Source organism: Paraburkholderia lebeckiae (genome assembly GCF_014201005.1).
Lineage (GTDB): Bacteria > Pseudomonadota > Gammaproteobacteria > Burkholderiales > Burkholderiaceae > Paraburkholderia > Paraburkholderia tuberum.
Genome location: NZ_JACHDK010000003.1, coordinates 376,751 through 394,839, shown reverse-complemented (window position 1 = coordinate 394,839; position 18,089 = coordinate 376,751). Strand labels below are relative to the sequence as shown.

Genomic DNA, 18,089 nt, shown 5'->3' with positions numbered 1-18,089 from the left:
TGATGGGCGTTAGAGCGTTTCGGCGGTAACGAGACCTGGGCGGCTCATTTCGGTGGTGAGGAAGATGCCGTGCGGCGAGCGTCCGACATCGATGGTCTCGTAGTTGCCGCTGGCTGGATCGAGTACGGCGACCTGCTCCCGGAAACGCAGCGTCACCCATAGCTTGCCGTCGGGGCCAACAGCAATATCATCTGGCCCCGCGGCGTGGAACGGATAGGTACGACGAAGCTCGAGGGTGGTTGGATCGAGCGCCACCAGCGAGCCGCCGATCCGGTTGCTCACGTAGAGCGTCGCGCCGTCGGGCGTAAGAAAGACATTGTGCGGGCCGACGCCGGTTTTCACGCGCCGCAGCACGTTACCCGTCACTGGATCGACCTCCGCCACATGGTCGCTGCCCATCACGCAGACCAGTACCTTGCCGTTGTGCCAGAGCACGCCGGCGGGGGTCGATCCGACGTTCGACTTCCAGCGGATCGTCAGGTTCGTCAGGTCGAATGAAACGAGCGTGCCGGACTGCTGCATCGAATTGAAGCTCCAGCGCGAGTCCGGCGAGAAGTCGAGGTGGCTCGGCATGCCGCCGGGCGAGAAGCGCTTGACGAGCGTCAGGTCGTCGGGGCGGTAGATGTCGACATAGTTGAGCCGCAGTGCATTGACGACGAGGTAGCGGAAATCCGGCGTGAAGCCAAGCTGGTACGGATCGGCGATCACCTTATGGCCAAGCGCCAAACCGGTGTGCGGGTCGACAATGAACAGTGCATTGCCGCTGGCGTCGGCAATATAGAGCTTGCTTCTGTCGCGCGAAAGCGCCCAGTGACTGGGTTCGCGCAACGTCGGCAATGTCCGGACGATCTTGTGCGACGCCATGTCGATGACCGAAACGCTGGCTTCGCCGGAATTCATTACGATAGCGAGAGAGAGAGGCGCCGCGCTGGCGATACCTGAACGAAGGGCGAGGAAAGGCGACAGGCCGAGACTCAGGGGAATGGCCAGACTACGGCCCAGTACTTCGCGACGTGAAAGCTTCATGGAGGGCATGCATGAGAGAATTAGCCATTCATTCTGCTGGATGGATTCACCGTCACGCAAGGACGAATTGCGAATGGCGCTGATATGGAGCGATGCTACGGCCGCTTCCTGTCAGTGGCCTAACAAATGTCGGGCGAAGCTGACGATCCGCACACGATTTCGCTGTATTTGACCGAGCTTCCAGGGGGACCCGGGCGCGCTTTGCGCAGCACCCGCCCCGATCATCCGCGGAGTTTGGCCGCCCCTGTATATTGCCATCACGCGCTAAAGAATCTGGAGTAATAGCATTGCCACGTTCGTCCAGAGAAATCGGGAAGTGTCCATGAACAGCACTACCGGCAAAAATACGCTCACAGAACGCACGACTGTTGCGATTCGCGATGTGCTGGCCGGCAAACGGCGCGGCTTGCGCTCTGCGCTGCTGTTCGCCGGACCCGCAGTGATTGCCTCGATCGCCTACATGGACCCAGGCAATTTCGCGACCAACATCCAGGCCGGTTCCCAGTTTGGGTACACGTTGCTGTCGGTGGTACTGATGGCCAACCTGATCGCCATGCTGTTCCAGGCGCTCTCTGCCAAACTCGGCATCGTGACGGGCCGTAATCTGGCGGAAATGTGTCGCGAGCGACTGCCGCGCAAGGCCGTCTTCGTCATGTGGTGTGTCAGCGAAGTGGCGGCGATGGCAACCGACCTGGCCGAATTCCTCGGTGGCGCAATCGGCCTCGCGTTGCTGCTCAAAATGCCGTTGATGGCCGGCATGGCCGTGACCGCCGTGGTGACGTACGGCATCCTGGTGTTTGAAAAAAGCGGTTTCCGGCCGATGGAAATCATCATCGGCGCGCTCGTCGCCGTGATCGGCCTGTGTTACCTGATCGAATTGTTCATCGCGCCCGTTGCATGGGGGCAGGCCGGATTGCACTCGATCTTGCCCTCAATACCGAACGGGGAAGCGCTGACCGTCTCGGTCGGTATCGTGGGCGCCACCGTGATGCCACATGCGATCTATCTCCATTCCGGGCTGACTCAGAGCCGGACCCCGGCGAGCAACGCGGGCGAGCACCGCGCACTGCTGCGCTTCTCGAATCGGGAAGTCATCGTTGCGCTTTCCTTCGCAGGTCTCGTCAACATGGCCATGGTCATCATGGCCAGCGCGGCATTCCATGCCGGCCACCGCGACGTCGCGGAAATCGAAACTGCTTACCATACGCTCACGCCGTTGCTCGGTGCGGGCGCGGCGGCGGTTTTCCTGATTTCGCTCATCAGCTCGGGTATCTCCAGCTCCGTTGTCGGCACCATGGCTGGCCAGATGATCATGCAGGGCTTCGTCGGTTTCCGGATTCCCATCTGGGTGCGACGTCTGGTGACCATGGTGCCGGCGTTCGTGGTGGTCGGCCTCGGCGTGAATGCCACCCAGGCGCTGGTGGTCAGTCAGGTTGTGCTTTCTTTTGCGTTGCCGATCCCGATGGTGGCGCTGGTGCTCTTCACTCGCCGCAAAGACCTCATGGGCGAGTTCGCCAATGGCCGGATCACGGATATTGCGGCGATCGCCGCGACGGTCATCATCCTCGCGCTGAATGCGGTGCTACTGCTTCAGACGTTCGGCGTCAGCATTCCGGGCATGCCTGCACGCTGATGCAGCCCACCCGGACTCGTTCGGGATGGGCCTCTGCGCCCGGCTCGCTTCTGCTTCGGCCGCGCTGCCGGAGCGATGGACGAGAAGTTTGTTCGCTAGCCATCGACTGACGAAGCTTAGTGCGACAGTCAAAGGTGCTGTTGCATGCGAAGTTCATTCGGCCGTTTGTCCTGACGAACAAGACCGACGCGGCGGATGCGCGGGCGATCTGGACGGCGGTGCAGCAGCCGGGATGCGAACGGTAGCGGCAAAGACGGAAGACCAGCAGGCGATGCCTGGCCTTCACCGGATGCGCTCGCTGCTGATCAAGTTCCCCACCATGCAGGTGAACCAGTTACGAGGCCGCCTCTACGGGTTCGGCGCTTCATTTCGGGCATTCTCTCCAAGACGAACTTTATTACTTTGGATCACGTCGCAGAACACGACTCGATACCCGCCCTCGAATTTTACTTGACATCTAAACTATCAAAACCTAAATTAATCCCACCGCGGAGTTCATTTTGGGGAACCAGCATGCGCATAGTCTGTATCGGCGGCGGTCCGGCCGGTTTGTACTTCGGTCTGTTGATGAAACAACGCAACCCCGGCCATGAAGTCATGGTGATCGAGCGCAACCGCCCCTACGACACCTTCGGCTGGGGCGTCGTGTTCTCCGACCAGACGCTCGGCAATCTGCGCGCCGCCGACGCCCCGAGCGCCGAGGCGATTCTCGACGCGTTCAATCACTGGGACGACATCGAGATTCACTTTCGCGGCCGCAGCGTGCGCTCATCGGGCCACGGTTTTTGCGGCATCGGTCGCAAACGTCTGCTGAATATCCTGCAAGCGCGCTGCGAAAAACTCGGCGTGAAGCTCGTGTTCGAAACCCAGGTCGTGGACGACAGCGCGTACGACGCGGACCTGATCATCGCGAGCGACGGCTTGAACAGCCTCGTGCGCCAGAAATACGCGGACACCTACCAGCCGGACATCGACGTGCGCGACTGCCGCTTCGTGTGGCTCGGTACGAAGAAGCTGTTCGAGGCGTTCACGTTCGCGTTCGAGCAAACCGAATTCGGCTGGTTCCAGGCGCACGCCTACCGCTTCGACGATCAAACCTCGACGTTCATCGTCGAAACACCGGAACGCGTGTGGCGCGCCGCCGGTCTGGACGAAATGAGCAAGGAAGACAGCATCGCGTTCTGCGAGAAGCTGTTCGCGAAGTACCTCGACGGCAACGCGCTGATGTCGAACGCGGTGCATCTGCGCGGCTCGTCGCAATGGATCCGTTTTCCGCGCGTCGTCAACAAGGAATGGGTGCATTGGCGCTGCGACGCAAACGGCACACGAACGCCGATCGTGCTGATGGGCGACGCCGCGCACACCGCGCACTTCTCGATCGGCTCGGGCACCAAGCTCGCGCTCGAAGACGCGATCGAACTCGCCAACAGCATCAGCGCGCACCCGGGTTCGCGCCTGGACGATCTGGCCGCCGCATTGAAGCACTACACCGAAGTACGCAGCGTCGACGTGCTGCGCATCCAGAACGCCGCGCGCAATTCGACCGAATGGTTCGAGCACGTCGATCGTTATACGTCGTTCGAGCCGGAACAGTTCGCGTATTCGTTGCTCACGCGCTCGCAGCGCATCTCGCACGAGAACCTGCGCGAGCGCGATGCGCAGTATCTGTCCGGTTTCGAGGACTGGCTCGCGAAGCGCGCGGGTGTCGAGCGCGCAGCGGACAGGCATTCGATTCCGCCGATGTTCACCCCCTTGAAGGTGCGCGGCGTCAAGCTGAAAAATCGCGTGATGGTGTCGCCGATGGCGCAGTACTCGGCGGTAAACGGCGTGGCCGGCGACTATCACCTGATGCATCTCGGCGCGCGCGCGATGGGCGGCGCCGCGCTCGTGATGACCGAGATGACCTGCGTGTCGCCCGAAGCGCGTATCACGCCCGGATGCCCGGGCATGTACGCGCCCGAGCATCTGGTCGCGTGGAAACGCATCGTCGATCTGGTCCATCTGCAATCGGATGCGAAGATCGGCATCCAGCTCGGCCACTCGGGCGCGAAAGGTTCGACGCGCGTCGCGTGGGAAGGCATCGATCAGCCGCTCGACGAAGGCAACTGGCCACTCGTTTCGGCGTCGCCGCAGCAGTATCTGCGCGGCATCAGCCAGCATTCGCGCGAAGCCACGCATGACGAGCTGCGCGCCATCGAGCAGCAGTTCGTCGAGGCGACGCGCATGTCGATCGAAGCGGGTTTCGACTGGCTCGAACTGCACTGCGCGCACGGCTATTTCCTGTCGAGCTTCCTGTCGCCGCTCACGAATCACCGTACCGACAAATACGGCGGTCCGCTCGAAAACCGTCTGCGTTATCCGCTGCAGGTATTCAGTGCGATCCGCGCGGTGTGGCCGCAAGACAAGCCGATCTCGGTGCGGATTTCGGCGCACGACTGGGTCGATGGCGGCAACACGCCCGACGACGCCGTGAAGATCGCGCAAGCGTTCAAGGCGGCCGGCGCGGACATGATCGACGTGTCGTCGGGTCAGGTCAGCAAGGAAGAAAAGCCCGTGTTTGGCCGCATGTTCCAGACGCCGTTCGCCGATCGCGTGCGCAACGAAGCCGGCATCGCGACGATCGCGGTCGGCGCGATTTCGGAAGCGGACCACGTGAACAGCATCATCGCGGCGGGTCGCGCCGATCTGTGCGCGATCGCGCGTCCGCATCTCGCGAATCCGTCATGGACATTGAACGAAGCGGCAAAGATCGGCTATCTCGACGTCGCGTGGCCGAAACCCTACACCGCCGCGAAAATGCAGCTCGAACGCAACCTCGAACGCGAGCGCGCGCAGGCCATCGCCAACGCCGGCCTCACGGCACAACAACGCGCGCAACGCGCCGAAGGAACCGTGTGAACACCTCAGACATTCCTCTCGCCGGGCAACACGCGATCGTCACCGGCGGCGGCAGCGGTATCGGCGCGGCCATCGCGCAGGCGCTGCTGCGCGCCGGCGCGCGCGTCACGCTGATGGGCCGCAACGCGCAACGCCTCGACGCGCAGCGAGAGCAATTCGCGGCGCTCGGCGACGTCGCGTGTATCAGCGTGGACGTCACGCAAGAAGATTCGGTGGCGCGCGCATTCGAGCAGGCGGGCACCGTCGATATCCTCGTGAACAACGCGGGCCAGGCGCAGGCCGCGCCCTTCACGCACACCGATATCGCGCTGTGGCAACGCATGCTCGACGTGAATCTGACCGGCGTGTTTCTCGGCACGCGCGCCGTCCTGCCCGGCATGCTCGAGCGCGGCTATGGCCGCATCGTCAATGTCGCGAGCACCGCGGGGCAGATCGGCTATGCGTACGTCGCCGCGTATTGCGCCGCGAAGCACGGCGTGATCGGCCTCACGCGCTCGCTCGCGCTCGAAACCGCGACGCGCGGCATCACGGTCAATGCAGTGTGCCCCGGCTACACCGAAACCGAGCTGCTGCATGCCTCGCTCGAACAGATCACGAGCAAGACCTCGCGCACCGAAGCACAGGCGCGCGAAACGCTGCTGCGCTCGAATCCGCAGCGCCGCTTCGTGAATCCGGAGCAGGTCGCGAACGCGGTGTTGTGGCTGTGCCGCCCCGGCTCGGATGCGATCACGGGGCAATCCATTTCCATTTCGGGTGGAGAAGTGATGTGAGCAAATCAACGCAAGCAAAAAAGTCGGCGGCGGCATCGGATGCGAAGCTGTCGCGCAAAGGCGTGGCTCAACCCGCGGAGAACGTCGTGGACCTCGAAATGAGCACCGGTGCGGACAGCCACATGGGCCTGCGTTTGTGGCTGCGCATGCTGACCACCACCAACCTCGTACAGGCTGAATTGCGCAGACGTCTGCGCACCGAATTCGACACCACGCTGCCGCGATTCGATCTGATGGCGCAACTCGAACGACATCCCGATGGCCTGAAGATGACCGAGCTGTCGCGCCGTTTGATGGTGACGGGCGGCAACGTCACTGGCATCACCGATCAGCTCGAAAAAGAAGGGCTCGTCACGCGCGACATCGATCCGAACGACCGCCGCTCGATCAGCGTGTGCCTGACGCCCGCTGGCCGCAAGGCGTTCGACAAAATGGCCGTCGCGCACGAGCAATGGGTCGTCGAACTGTTCGGCGGCCTGAGCCTCGACGAAAAGATGAAGACGCATCAGGACCTCGGCAAGCTCAAGCAGCATCTGCTCGACAGCCTGAGAGGCTGACTTCGCACTGGAGGAATACATGACACGATCCAACGCCGATGCACTGTTGTCCGGCAACCGCCTGACCCTGGCAGGCCACGAGGCGAAGCATTTCGGCTGGTCGGTGAGCGACAAGGTCGCGACGATCACGCTGAACCGTCCCGAGCGCAAGAACCCGCTGACCTTCGAATCGTATGCGGAGCTGCGCAACCTGTTTCGCGATCTCGCGTACGCGACCGACGTGAAAGCCGTCGTGCTGCACGGCGCGGGCGAAAACTTCTGCTCGGGCGGCGACGTGCACGACATCATCGCGCCGCTGATCGATCTGCCGATGCCCGAGTTGTTGCTGTTCACGCGCATGACCGGCGACCTCGTCAAGGCAATGCGCCATTGCCCGCAGCCGATCATCGCAGCCGTCGACGGCGTCTGCGCGGGCGCCGGCGCGATCCTCGCGATGGCTTCCGATCTGCGCCTCGGCACCGCGCGCAGCAAGCTCGCGTTCCTGTTTACGCGCGTCGGCCTCGCCGGCTGCGACATGGGCGCGTGCGCGATGCTGCCGCGCATCATCGGCCAGGGACGCGCCGCCGAACTGCTGTTCACCGGCCGCTCGGCAACGGGCGACGAAGCTCACGCCTGGGGCTTCTACAACCGCCTGTGCGACCCGGCCGCGCTCATCGAAGAGACACAGAAGCTCGCCGCCGATCTCGCGGCCGGCCCGAGCTTCGCGCACGGCATGACGAAGAAGATGCTGCACCAGGAATGGAGTATGAGCATCGACGAAGCGATCGAATCCGAAGCGCAGGCGCAGGCGATCTGCATGGGCACGCGCGATTTCGAGCGCGCGTACAACGCGTTCGCGGCGAAGACGCGTCCGGTGTTCGAAGGAGACTGAGTTGAGCGCCGACCATCAGAACACCCCGATCGATTTGCACAGCCCGCTCGCGTGGCCGTTTTTCGAGCCGCGTCATCGTGAACTCGCGGCAGCCATCGACGCATGGTGCCGCGCGCATCTCACGCATGACGAGCATGGCGACACCGATGCGACCTGCCGTCTGCTGGTGCGCGAACTCGGCCACGCGGGCTGGCTGAACTACGGCGTCGGCGGCATCGCCTATGGCGGCCACGGCGACACGATCGACACGCGCGCCGTATGCCTGCTGCGCGAAACGCTCGCGCGCTATTCGGGCCTCGCCGATTTCGCACTGGCGATGCAAGGCCTCGGCTCGGGCGCGATCTCGCTCGCGGGCACGCATGAGCAGAAATCGCGTTATCTGCCGCGCGTCGCGAGCGGCACGGCGATCGCCGCGTTCGCGCTGTCGGAGCCGCAAGCGGGCTCGGACGTCGCCGCGATGGCGCTCGCGGCTCGCGAAGAGCGTGAGCACTACGTGCTCGACGGCGAAAAGACGTGGATTTCGAACGGCGGCATCGCGGACTTCTACGTGGTGTTCGCGCGCACCGGCGAAGCGCCGGGCGCGCGCGGCATCAGCGCGTTCATCGTGGATGCGCAGACGCCGGGCCTCGACATCGCCGAGCGCATCGACGTAATCGCGCCGCATCCGCTCGCGCGCCTGCGCTTCACGAACGCGCGCGTGCTGAAGAGCCAGATGCTAGGTGCGCCCGGCGAAGGTTTCAAGATCGCCATGCGCACGCTCGATATTTTCCGCACCTCGGTGGCGGCCGCATCGCTTGGCTTTGCCCGTCATGCGATGGCCGAGGGCCTCGCGCGCGCGGCGTCGCGCAAGATGTTCGGCCAGACGCTCGGCGACTTCCAGTTGACGCAGGCGAAGCTCGCGCAGATGGCGTTGACGATCGACAGCAGCGCGCTGCTCGTCTATCGCGCCGCGTGGCTGCGCGACCAGGGCGAAAGCGTCACGCGCGAAGCCGCGATGGCGAAGTGGCACGCGAGCGAAGGCGCGCAGCAGGTGATCGACGCGGCAGTGCAGCTTTACGGCGGCATGGGTGTGCAAAGCGGCAGCGCGGTCGAGATGCTGTACCGCGAGATCCGCGCGCTGCGCATCTACGAAGGCGCGACCGAGGTGCAGCAGCTGATCGTCGGCCGCGATCTGTTGAAGGCGCATGCCGCCGCGAACGGGAATGCGCAATGAGCACTTCGTTCGAGCGGCCCATACGCATCCGCTTTTCGCACTGCGATCCCGCGGGCATCGTGTTCTTTCCGCAGTACCTCGTGATGACCAACGTGCTCGTCGAAGACTGGTTCAACGAGGGCTTGCGCATCGACTACGCGCACATGATCGCGCGGCGCCGCGTCGGCCTGCCGATCGTCAAGCTCGACTGCGAGTTCTCGCGGCCGAGCCAGATGGGCGAAACGATCCTGCTCACGCTCAAGGTCCGAACCATCGGCCGCAGTTCGATCGGCATCGAGATTCACGGTCATTGCAACGGCGAGACGCGTTTCCGATCTAAACAGGTGCTCGTGTTCATATCGTTCGACAGCGGCAAGTCCATCGATATTCCCGGCGACGTCGCGAGCGCGCTCGCCGCGTATGCTCCATTGCCCCCCTCCATCGAGGCGCATCGCTCATGAAACAGGCTCTCCTTCCCGCCGGCTGGGTCAAGCCGCGCGGCTATGCGAACGGCGTCGCCGCGAGCGGCACGCAGGTGTTCATCGCCGGCCAGATCGGCTGGGACGAACAGGCGCAGTTCCAGTCCGATGACTTCGCGCAGCAGTCCGAACAGGCGCTGAAGAATCTGCTCGCCGTGCTGCGCGAAGCGGGCGGCAAGCCCGAACACCTCGTGCGCCTCACCTGGTACGTGACCGACAAGCGCGAGTATCTCGCATCGCTGAAGGACATCGGCCGCGCGTTTCGCGAGCTGATCGGCGACTACGACATCGCGATGAGCGCGGTGCAGGTCGTCGCGCTCATGGAAGACCGCGCGAAGGTCGAGATCGAAGCCACCGCGGTGATTCCGCACTGAACGTCGTACAGGTACCGAACGCACAGGCAAGCCCTTCACACCGAACGAAGCGCATTTTCCGGCTCAACGCCTCGGGAGACCACGATGGAACCGTCAGCACACGTCGATACTTTCGCGCGCGACAATCTTCCGCCGCAGGATCAATGGCCCGTCTTTCTGCTCGACAATCCGGACGTCGCCTATCCGCCGAGGCTGAACTGCGCGACCGAACTGCTGGAGCGGACCATCGAGGCGGGGCATCGCGACCGGCCGGCGATCTGGTCCGACGTGGACGGCAAGCCGCAAGCCACCACGTACGGCGAACTGCTCGCGCTGGTCAACCGCAGCGCGCATGTGCTCGTCGATGAAATGGGCTTGCGCCCCGGCAACCGCGTGCTGCTGCGCGGACCGAACACATTGCAGATGGCCGTCGCCACACTCGCGGCGCTGAAGGCCGGGCTCGTCGTCGTGCCGACCATGCCGCTGCTGCGCGCGAAGGAGCTCAAGCAGATCATCGAGAAGGCGCAGGTCAGCGCCGCGCTTTGCGACGCGCGCCTGAGCGCGGAACTCGAGCGCTGCACGAATCCGCGGGACGAGTTCTACTGCGCCGTGCTGAAACAGACCCGCCGCTTTCACGACGACTCCGCCGATTCGCTCGACACGCTCGCCGTCTACAAGCCCGAGCACTTCACCGCCAGCGACACGGCCGCCGACGACATCTGCCTGATCGCGTTCACGAGCGGCACGACCGGTGCGCCGAAAGGCTGCATGCACTTCCATCGCGACATGATCGCGATGTGCGACCTGTTCCCGCGTCATGTGCTGAAGCCTTCCGCGAGCGACATCTTCTGCGGCACACCGCCGCTCGCGTTCACGTTCGGGCTCGGCGGGCTGCTGTGCTTTCCGCTGCGCGTCGGTGCCTCGACGGTGTTGGTCGAAAAGCTGACGCCGCAGACCTTGCTCGAGGTGGTCGAACGATTTCATACGACCGTGATGTTCACCGCGCCGACGTTCTATCGGCAGATGGCGCCGCTCGTCGCGCAACATGACCTTTCGTCGTTGCGGAAGACCGTGTCGGCCGGCGAGGCGCTGCCCGATTCGACGCGGCGCCTGTGGCGCGAGTCGACCGGCATCGACATGATCGATGGTATCGGCGGCACCGAGCTGATCCACATCTTCGTTTCGTCGCAAGGCGCGGAGATCCGGCCGAACGCAATCGGCCGCGCGGTGCCGGGCTACGTCGTGCAAGCCGTCGACGACGACATGCAACCCGTGCCGCCCGGCACGATCGGCAAACTCGCGGTGCGCGGCCCCACGGGCTGCCGCTATCTGGCCGACGAACGGCAGTTACGCTTCGTGCGCGACGGCTGGAACCTGCCGGGCGATTCGGTCTATCTCGACGCGGACGGCTACGTGTTCTACCAGGCGCGCGCCGACGACATGATCGTGTCGGCTGGCTACAACATCTCCGGTCCTGAGGTGGAAAGCGTGCTGATGCAGCACGAGGCGGTGGCCGAATGCGGCGTGATCGGCGTGCCCGACGAAACGCGTGGGCAAATCGTGCGAGCCTTCGTCGTGGTGAACCCGGGCTACACCGCCGACGATAAACTGGTCGCGCAGCTGCAGGAATTCGTTAAGAATAATGTCGCGCCGTATAAATATCCCCGCGTCATCACGTTCGTCGGCGCGCTGCCGCGCACCGAAACCGGCAAGCTCAAACGTTTCGAGTTGCGCAGGATGACGTAACCCCTATCTTTCGTGAGACTGGAGGCAGACTGCATGGTCGGCTCTTTCATCGAAGTCGTCGCCCACGATGGCGGCCGTTTCAACGCATACGTCGCGCGGCCCGCGCAGGGCTCGGGCCCAGGGCTCGTGCTGCTGCAGGAAATCTTCGGCGTCAACGACACGATGAAAGCGAGCGCCGATCGCTACGCCCAAGAAGGCTACGTCGTGCTCGTGCCCGATCTGTTCTGGCGCATCAAGCCGAGCATTTCGCTTGGCTACGGCGACGCCGACATGAAACAGGCGCTCGGCTATCTGGCGCAGTTCGACGCCGATGTCGCGGTCAAGGACATCGCCGCCACCGTCGCCGCGTTGCGCGAACTGCCCGAGCAGGCCGGCAAGGTGGGCGTGCTCGGCTACTGCCTCGGCGGCAAGCTCGCGTTTCTGAGCGCGGCGCGCACCGACGTCGATTGCGCGGTCAGCTATTACGGCGTGGGCCTCGAAGCGCATCTCGACGAAGTATCGGCAATCAACTGCCCGATGGTGTTCCACTTCCCTGAAAACGACGCGCACTGCCCGCCCGAAACGCGCGAACGCATCAGCGCCGCGCTGCGCACGCGACCGCAAATCGAGCAATACGTGTACCCCGGCTGCGATCACGCTTTCGCCGCGCCGCAGCGCAAACAGTACGACAAGCCCGCCGCGATGATGGCGTACTCGCGCACGCTCGCGCTGCTGCGCAAGGTGCTCGGTCCGGTCTACGATCTGAACGCGCTGTGGGAAGCGCATTGCTATCACGAGTTCGCGACACGCGACGTCGACGCAGTGATGCCGACGATGGTCGCCGAGCCCTACGTCAATCACGTGCCGACGATGACGGGCGGCGTCGGGCATGACAATCTGAAGCGCTTTTACACGCATCACTTCGTCAACTCGAATCCGCCCGACACGAAGCTGATTCCGATTTCGCGCACGATCGGCTCGGATCGCGTCGTCGATGAATTCATTTTCAGCTGCACGCATAGCTGCGAAATCGACTGGTTGCTGCCGGGCGTCGCGCCGACCGGCAAGTACTTCGAGGTGCCGATGCTCGCCGTCGTGTGCTTCCGCGGTGACAGGCTTTATAACGAGCATATCTATTGGGATCAGGCTTCGGTGCTCGTGCAGGTGGGGCTGCTCGATCCGGAGGGCTTGCCGGTGGCGGGGATTGAAAGTGCGAGGAAGTTGCTCGATGAGACGTTGCCGTCGAATGGGTTGATGGGGGGTAAGTCGAAGGTTTAAGGAAGTGGTGCTGCCGTCGCTGTGCATCATCCATAAGCCGGGTCGTTGCCGCCTCTGCATTGGAGCAGGCATCGCTCTGCAGCGTTGCGGCCGTTTTTTGACGTGCTTTTGATGCATTCGCTCGCATTCCTGTGATCGGTGTGCGTCGCGACGGGAAGCACGGCAAACGCGACTGCGAGCACTACAGCGCCCCATCCGATCGATCGCGCCGCTTCGCGCAACGCCGCCGCCCAGGATTTCGTAGTTGGACGCTAAATGCACGGGTGCTAGACTCGAAAACCCATCGTCGGTGATCGACCGAATCCGCGTAAAGGGGCGTCCGCATGACCCATTCCCTCCACGGCAAGCAACGCTGGCTCGCGCTAATCGTGCTCTGCCTCGGCGTACTGATGATCGTGCTCGACACGACCATCGTGAACGTCGCGCTGCCGTCCATCGCAGCCGACCTCGGCTTTAGCGAAACTTCGCTCGTGTGGGTCGTCAACGCCTACATGCTGACGTTCGGCGGCTGCCTGCTGCTCGGCGGACGGCTTGGCGATCTGTACGGACACCGCAAGCTGTTTCTCAGCGGCATTACGCTCTTCACGCTTGCTTCGCTCGCCTGCGGCCTCGCGAATTCGCAGGTGCTGCTGGTCGCCGCGCGCGCCGTGCAGGGCCTGGGCGGTGCGATCGTCTCGGCGGTATCGTTGTCGCTGATCATGAATCTGTTCACCGAAGCCGGCGAACGCGCGAAAGCGATGGGCGTGTATGGCTTCGTCTGCGCGGGCGGCGGCAGCATCGGCGTGCTGCTCGGCGGACTGCTCACCAACCTGCTGAGCTGGCACTGGATCTTCCTGGTCAATCTGCCGATCGGCATTGCGGTGTACGCGCTGTGCCTCGCGCTATTGCCCGCTGCGCGCGGCCACGCGCATGGCGAACGGCTCGACGTGGCCGGGGCGCTCAGCGTGACCGCATCGCTGATGCTGGCGGTCTATGCGATCGTCAACGGCAACGAAGCGGGCTGGACTTCGGCGCAAACGCTCGGCCTGCTGTTCGTCGGGGTCGCGCTGCTTGCCGTGTTCCTCGCAATCGAGGCGAGAATCGAACACCCGTTGATGCCGCTCGCTCTGCTGCGTTCGCGCAATGTCGCGACTGCGAACCTGGTCGGCGTGTTGTGGGCGGCGGCGATGTTCGCGTGGTTCTTTATTTCGGCGCTGTATCTGCAGCGCGTGCTCGGCTATCGGCCATTGCAGGTGGGGCTCGCGTTTCTGCCCGCGAACCTGATCATGGGACTCTTTTCGCTGGGATTGTCGGCGCGCGTGGTGATGCGATTTGGGCTGCGTCGTCCGCTCGCGGCCGGCCTGCTGATCGCGGCATGCGGGCTTGCGCTGTTCGCGCGTGCGCCCGTCGACGGCAGCTTCGTACCCGACGTGTTGCCCGGCATGTTGCTGCTCGGCTTTGGTGCGGGCATCGCGTTCAATCCGCTGCTGCTCGCCGCGATGAGCGACGTCGATCCCGCCGATTCGGGCCTCGCGTCGGGCATCGTCAATACATCGTTCATGATGGGCGGGGCGCTCGGGCTTGCGGTGCTCGCGAGTCTTGCCGCGGCGCGTAGCGAGGCGATGCAGGCGTCGTCGAGTGTGGCGGCTGCGCTGAACAGCGGGTATCACGTCGCGTTTCTGTTTGGGGCGGTTTTTGCGGCGGCGGCCGGCGTGCTGGGTGGGCTGTTGCTGAGGCCGGGGCAAGCGGGTAGCGCCGCGGGCGTGCATGGTGACGTGGCGGAATCGTCTCAGCCCTCCGCCGCGACTGCAAAACCGCAAGCGCGATCAAATGCGTGAGTTCGCCGCTGACTATGCTGGCTTCATGCTGACATGAGAGCCGAGATGAACCCGGTTGGAAAAGCGCTCTGGTATATCGAAAGCCACTTCGCCGGCGAGTTGACGCTTGACGACATCGCCCGCTGTGGCTGCGTATCGCGTTTTCACCTCGCGCGCGCGTTCGAAGCGGCCACCGGAATGCCGGTGATGCGCTACGTTCGCGCACGCCGTTTGAGCGAGGCCGCACGACGTCTCGCCGATGGCGCGCCCGACATCCTCGCGGTCGCTCTCGACGCCGGCTACGGCTCTCACGAAGCATTCACGCGCGCGTTTCGCGAACAGTTCGGGCTCACGCCCGACGCGCTGCGCGCGCGGGGTCATTTCGACAACCTGACCATCGTGGAGCCGATCAAAATGGACGAAACCCTTCTCATCCATCTGGACCCGCCGCGCTTCGAAGACGCGCGAGCGTTTCTCGTCGCTGGACTGAGCGAGCGCTATACGTGCGACAGCAGTAAGGCGATCCCATCCCAATGGCAGCGCTTTGGCGCCTGGTACGGCAGGGTGCCGGGACAGGTCGGCAAGGTGGCTTATGGCGTTGGCTATAACGCCGATGAACTGGGTAACTTCGACTACATGTGCGGCGTCGAAGTCAGCGATTTTTCCGCATTGCCGCCAGAGTTGAGTCGTGTGCGCATCGCCACGCAACGGTATGCGGTGTTCACTCATCGCGAGCACATCTCAGGCATTCGTCGCACGATGAATACGATCTGGAATCAGTGGTTGCCCGCATCAGGGCACGTGCCTGCCGATGCACCGCATTTCGAACGGTATGGCGAGCAGTTCGACCCGGCGACGGGGATGGGTGGAGTCGAAGTCTGGTTGCCGCTGAAAAGTTGATGGTCGATTCGGCGGATGGCCGTTGTGGCCGGCCATCCGCCTGATCGTTCACGGAGTGGCATGTCTGCTGTCATGCAATGCATGCACGTCGTCGTATTCCCGCGAAATGTCCTTATTCGTGTAATCGCCCAACCGCATGGCGGCGGCCACGCTAATCACCGAGCACGCGAAGACATACCACGCCACCGCAAATCCCGAATGGAAGTAAGCATAAAGCGCCGTCGCAATCAACGGTGCCGGACCGCCAGCGATGACGGAAGCCAACTGATAGCCCATCGACGCACCGCTATAGCGCAAGCGCCCCGTGAACGATTCGGCGATCAACGCGGCTTGGGGACCATACATCATCGCATGCGGCACCAGCGAAAGAACGATGGCCGCGAAGATCCATATCGGGTTATGGGTTCCGACCATGAAAAAGTACAGGAAGCCGAATAGGCCGACAGCAGCGGCACCGATCACATACATGCGTCGACGTCCAATCAGATCAGACACGTGACCAAACAGCGGAATCGTGAAGAATTCCAGCACCGAAGCGGCCAGCACTGCCGTGAGCAACAGATCGCGTGTGACGCCCAGACTCATCACACCATAGGTGAATATAAAGGCCGTGAAAATATAGAACGGCGCCTGTTCCGCCATACGCGCGAGAGCCGATAGAAGAATGTCTTTCGGCTGCCGGCGCAATACTTCACGCATCGGCGCCTTTTCGATCCTGCGCTCAGCGAGCAGCTTCGCGAAGATAGGCGTCTCGAGGATACTCAAGCGGATATAAAGGCCGATCGCGACCAGCACGATACTGAGGAAAAACGGCACCCGCCAGCCCCAGGTGAGAAATGCGCTGCCGGAGATCTGACTGATGGCAAGCACCACCAGATTCGCGACGAATAATCCCGCCGGTACGCCGAACTGCGGCCAGGACGCGATGAAACCGCGATGCTTGTTGGTACGTGCCCACTCCATCGACATCAGCACCGAACCGCCCCACTCGCCTCCAACGCCCACACCTTGAATGAAGCGCAGCGCCGTGAGCAGGATTGCCCCCCAGATACCGATCGTCGCATAGGTTGGAACAAAGCCCACGGCAAACGTCGCGATTCCCATCAGCAACAGCGTCACGATTAACGTGGCTTTACGTCCGATGCGATCGCCATAGTGGCCGAAAATCGCCGCGCCCACCGGGCGCGCGATAAAGCCGACAGCGTAAATCAGAAAAGCCTGCAGTGTGCCGACGAGCGGGTCCGACTGAGGAAAAAACAGTTTCGCGAATACAAGACCCGTGACAATGCTGTACAGGAAGAAGTCATACCATTCGATTGTGGTCCCAATCGTGCTGGCGATGACAGCACGGCGCAACTGGCGCCGAGCCTCCTCATCCGAGAGGGGCACCGCCCCTGATTGCGTGGCAGCCATTTGATATCTCCCCAAAATGGACGGGTGACATCTTTTTTTGACATTTGAGGTATTGCGTGGTTCCAGTGAGGACGCGAGGTACGTGCAGCGAAAACAGAGACATTTCGAAATTGCATTTTTTGCCGAATCAGCAATCCGGCAACGCTCGCTCAATGCAATTGATACCGATGCCGAAATCGAATTGGAATTCGGACGAACTGCGGCATCGGACACGAGCTTTCGCGAAGAACGGGAGCGACTTGCTTCGCACTAGCAGGCATCTCACATGCTCGTCACCCCTCCCGCAATCACACCAACGGAATGTAGATATCCGTCTGCCACTGATCCAGCGGCGTCTCAGGATAGACGCTCAGGTAGTGGAAAAACAGCGGATGGTCCCGCAACTCTTCCCCACTCGAAGGCAGCCAGTCGCGATAGACCGGGTAGATCGTCTCGCCGATGTGGTCGGTCGATCCCGTGTGCCGAATCACCGCGCACCGTCCACCCGGCATCACGAGCTCGCGCACGCCATGGAGATTCGGCGCGACCGGCTCGTCGATCTCTCCGCAGATATCGAAACGGAATTCGTCAGCTGGCACCGTGTCTGGATTGCCGCGCGGGACGCCGAAGGTCCGGCTCGACGCCACCGGTGATTGTCCGCTTTGAATACGCCAATCGATGAACTTGCGCGCACTCTCGTTGACGAGTCCGGGCGAACCACAATGTTCGAGCGCGGCAACGCGGGTTTCCGCAAAATCGACGATTTTCACTTGCATGGTCAGTTTCCTCGAAAGATAGGGAACAACAAAACTCGCACTCCAGAATTGCCATGCTGGATGTCGTCGAAACGCGCTCGGCGTCATGCCGAACGCACGCTTGAACGCACGGCTGAAGGCTTCGGGACTATCGAAGCCGGCGTCGAGCGCGGCATCGAGAACCGGGCACGACGCCTGCGACGCGAGGCGGCGGGCCGCACGACGCAAGCGCATCAACTGCACGTAGCGTGCGACGGGCACGCCGACATACGCGACAAACTGTCGATGAAAATGGAACATCGAGAAGTTTGCGATGCGGCTTAGCGCGTCGACCGACAGATCGCCCTCGAGGTTTGCATCGATATAGGCGAGAACGGCTTCGAAGCGCTTCGTGTAGGCAGCGGTGGCGTCTGTGTGAGCTAACATGGTCTGGATCGTGCGAGTTTCGATATGGTCGCCGAGGT

15 protein-coding genes and 1 pseudogene are annotated in these 18,089 nt (G+C 62.9%); 13 read left to right on the top strand and 3 right to left on the bottom strand.

All coding sequences use genetic code 11. From position 1 onward, the window contains the following. Positions 1 to 9: 9 nt before the first annotated feature. Positions 10 to 1,026, bottom strand: coding sequence for a YncE family protein (locus tag HDG39_RS08360; protein ID WP_260327599.1), 1,017 nt, complete (start codon positions 1,024 to 1,026; stop codon positions 10 to 12). A 322-nt stretch (positions 1,027 to 1,348) separates the two neighbouring features. Between HDG39_RS08360 and HDG39_RS08355 the strand changes: the two genes are divergently transcribed. The 13 genes and pseudogenes from HDG39_RS08355 (at position 1,349) to HDG39_RS08300 (ending at position 15,478) form a co-directional block, all read left to right on the top strand. Continuing rightward, positions 1,349 to 2,659 (top strand): Nramp family divalent metal transporter, encoded by a 1,311-nt coding sequence (locus HDG39_RS08355; RefSeq protein ID WP_184004922.1) that lies wholly within the window; start codon positions 1,349 to 1,351, stop codon positions 2,657 to 2,659. A 137-nt stretch (positions 2,660 to 2,796) separates the two neighbouring features. Next, positions 2,797 to 3,020 (top strand): annotated as a pseudogene (locus HDG39_RS34945) (IS110 family transposase); the annotation flags it as partial. A gap of 152 nt (positions 3,021 to 3,172) precedes the next feature. Continuing rightward, positions 3,173 to 5,557, top strand: a complete 2,385-nt coding sequence (locus HDG39_RS08350) for a bifunctional salicylyl-CoA 5-hydroxylase/oxidoreductase (protein ID WP_184004919.1) — start codon at positions 3,173 to 3,175, stop codon at positions 5,555 to 5,557. After that, a complete protein-coding gene (locus HDG39_RS08345) occupies positions 5,554 to 6,327 on the top strand; it encodes an SDR family NAD(P)-dependent oxidoreductase (RefSeq protein WP_184004917.1) in 774 nt (257 codons plus the stop codon). Before HDG39_RS08350 ends, HDG39_RS08345 begins: the two co-directional genes overlap by 4 nt. Then, positions 6,324 to 6,884 carry a MarR family winged helix-turn-helix transcriptional regulator gene (locus tag HDG39_RS08340; RefSeq protein WP_184004914.1) on the top strand — a complete coding sequence of 187 codons (561 nt, stop codon included), beginning with the start codon at positions 6,324 to 6,326 and terminating at the stop codon, positions 6,882 to 6,884. Before HDG39_RS08345 ends, HDG39_RS08340 begins: the two co-directional genes overlap by 4 nt. A 19-nt stretch (positions 6,885 to 6,903) precedes the next feature. Continuing rightward, complete coding sequence (locus tag HDG39_RS08335; RefSeq protein WP_184004911.1) at positions 6,904 to 7,755, top strand: enoyl-CoA hydratase family protein; 852 nt, start codon at positions 6,904 to 6,906, stop codon at positions 7,753 to 7,755. 1 nt (position 7,756) lies between these two features. Then, the gene (locus tag HDG39_RS08330) at positions 7,757 to 8,968 is read left to right on the top strand and encodes an acyl-CoA dehydrogenase family protein (protein WP_184004908.1); all 1,212 of its coding nucleotides are present in this window, start codon (positions 7,757 to 7,759) and stop codon (positions 8,966 to 8,968) included. After that, complete coding sequence (locus HDG39_RS08325) at positions 8,965 to 9,408, top strand: acyl-CoA thioesterase (protein WP_184004905.1); 444 nt, start codon at positions 8,965 to 8,967, stop codon at positions 9,406 to 9,408. Before HDG39_RS08330 ends, HDG39_RS08325 begins: the two co-directional genes overlap by 4 nt. Beyond that, the gene (locus HDG39_RS08320) at positions 9,405 to 9,800 is read left to right on the top strand and encodes a RidA family protein (protein WP_018423881.1); all 396 of its coding nucleotides are present in this window, start codon (positions 9,405 to 9,407) and stop codon (positions 9,798 to 9,800) included. The genes HDG39_RS08325 and HDG39_RS08320 overlap by 4 nt, the downstream gene beginning before the upstream one ends. Before the next feature lie 84 nt (positions 9,801 to 9,884). Then, positions 9,885 to 11,525 carry an AMP-binding protein gene (locus HDG39_RS08315; RefSeq protein ID WP_184004902.1) on the top strand — a complete coding sequence of 547 codons (1,641 nt, stop codon included), beginning with the start codon at positions 9,885 to 9,887 and terminating at the stop codon, positions 11,523 to 11,525. Between the two features lie 33 nt (positions 11,526 to 11,558). Further along, the gene (locus tag HDG39_RS08310; protein WP_184004899.1) at positions 11,559 to 12,782 is read left to right on the top strand and encodes a dienelactone hydrolase family protein; all 1,224 of its coding nucleotides are present in this window, start codon (positions 11,559 to 11,561) and stop codon (positions 12,780 to 12,782) included. Between the two features lie 323 nt (positions 12,783 to 13,105). Beyond that, positions 13,106 to 14,599 carry a DHA2 family efflux MFS transporter permease subunit gene (locus HDG39_RS08305; protein ID WP_184004897.1) on the top strand — a complete coding sequence of 498 codons (1,494 nt, stop codon included), beginning with the start codon at positions 13,106 to 13,108 and terminating at the stop codon, positions 14,597 to 14,599. Between the two features lie 45 nt (positions 14,600 to 14,644). After that, positions 14,645 to 15,478, top strand: coding sequence for an AraC family transcriptional regulator (locus HDG39_RS08300; protein WP_184004894.1), 834 nt, complete (start codon positions 14,645 to 14,647; stop codon positions 15,476 to 15,478). 48 nt (positions 15,479 to 15,526) lie between these two features. Here HDG39_RS08300 and HDG39_RS08295 read toward each other — a convergent pair whose 3' ends face one another. After that, positions 15,527 to 16,891 (bottom strand): MFS transporter, encoded by a 1,365-nt coding sequence (locus HDG39_RS08295; RefSeq protein ID WP_184004891.1) that lies wholly within the window; start codon positions 16,889 to 16,891, stop codon positions 15,527 to 15,529. Positions 16,892 to 17,178: 287 nt separating this feature from the next. Then, a complete protein-coding gene (locus HDG39_RS08290; protein WP_184004888.1) occupies positions 17,179 to 18,051 on the bottom strand; it encodes an AraC family transcriptional regulator in 873 nt (290 codons plus the stop codon). Positions 18,052 to 18,089: the final 38 nt, after the last annotated feature.

Coding starts and splice junctions, on each gene's coding strand:
- HDG39_RS08360 (WP_260327599.1), bottom strand. CDS start 1,026: ATGAAGCTTTCACGTCGCGAAGTACTGGGCCGTAGTCTGGCCATTCCC.
- HDG39_RS08355 (WP_184004922.1), top strand. CDS start 1,349: ATGAACAGCACTACCGGCAAAAATACGCTCACAGAACGCACGACTGTT.
- HDG39_RS08350 (WP_184004919.1), top strand. CDS start 3,173: ATGCGCATAGTCTGTATCGGCGGCGGTCCGGCCGGTTTGTACTTCGGT.
- HDG39_RS08335 (WP_184004911.1), top strand. CDS start 6,904: ATGACACGATCCAACGCCGATGCACTGTTGTCCGGCAACCGCCTGACC.
- HDG39_RS08325 (WP_184004905.1), top strand. CDS start 8,965: ATGAGCACTTCGTTCGAGCGGCCCATACGCATCCGCTTTTCGCACTGC.
- HDG39_RS08320 (WP_018423881.1), top strand. CDS start 9,405: ATGAAACAGGCTCTCCTTCCCGCCGGCTGGGTCAAGCCGCGCGGCTAT.
- HDG39_RS08315 (WP_184004902.1), top strand. CDS start 9,885: ATGGAACCGTCAGCACACGTCGATACTTTCGCGCGCGACAATCTTCCG.
- HDG39_RS08310 (WP_184004899.1), top strand. CDS start 11,559: ATGGTCGGCTCTTTCATCGAAGTCGTCGCCCACGATGGCGGCCGTTTC.
- HDG39_RS08305 (WP_184004897.1), top strand. CDS start 13,106: ATGACCCATTCCCTCCACGGCAAGCAACGCTGGCTCGCGCTAATCGTG.
- HDG39_RS08300 (WP_184004894.1), top strand. CDS start 14,645: ATGAACCCGGTTGGAAAAGCGCTCTGGTATATCGAAAGCCACTTCGCC.
- HDG39_RS08295 (WP_184004891.1), bottom strand. CDS start 16,891: ATGGCTGCCACGCAATCAGGGGCGGTGCCCCTCTCGGATGAGGAGGCT.
- HDG39_RS08290 (WP_184004888.1), bottom strand. CDS start 18,051: ATGTTAGCTCACACAGACGCCACCGCTGCCTACACGAAGCGCTTCGAA.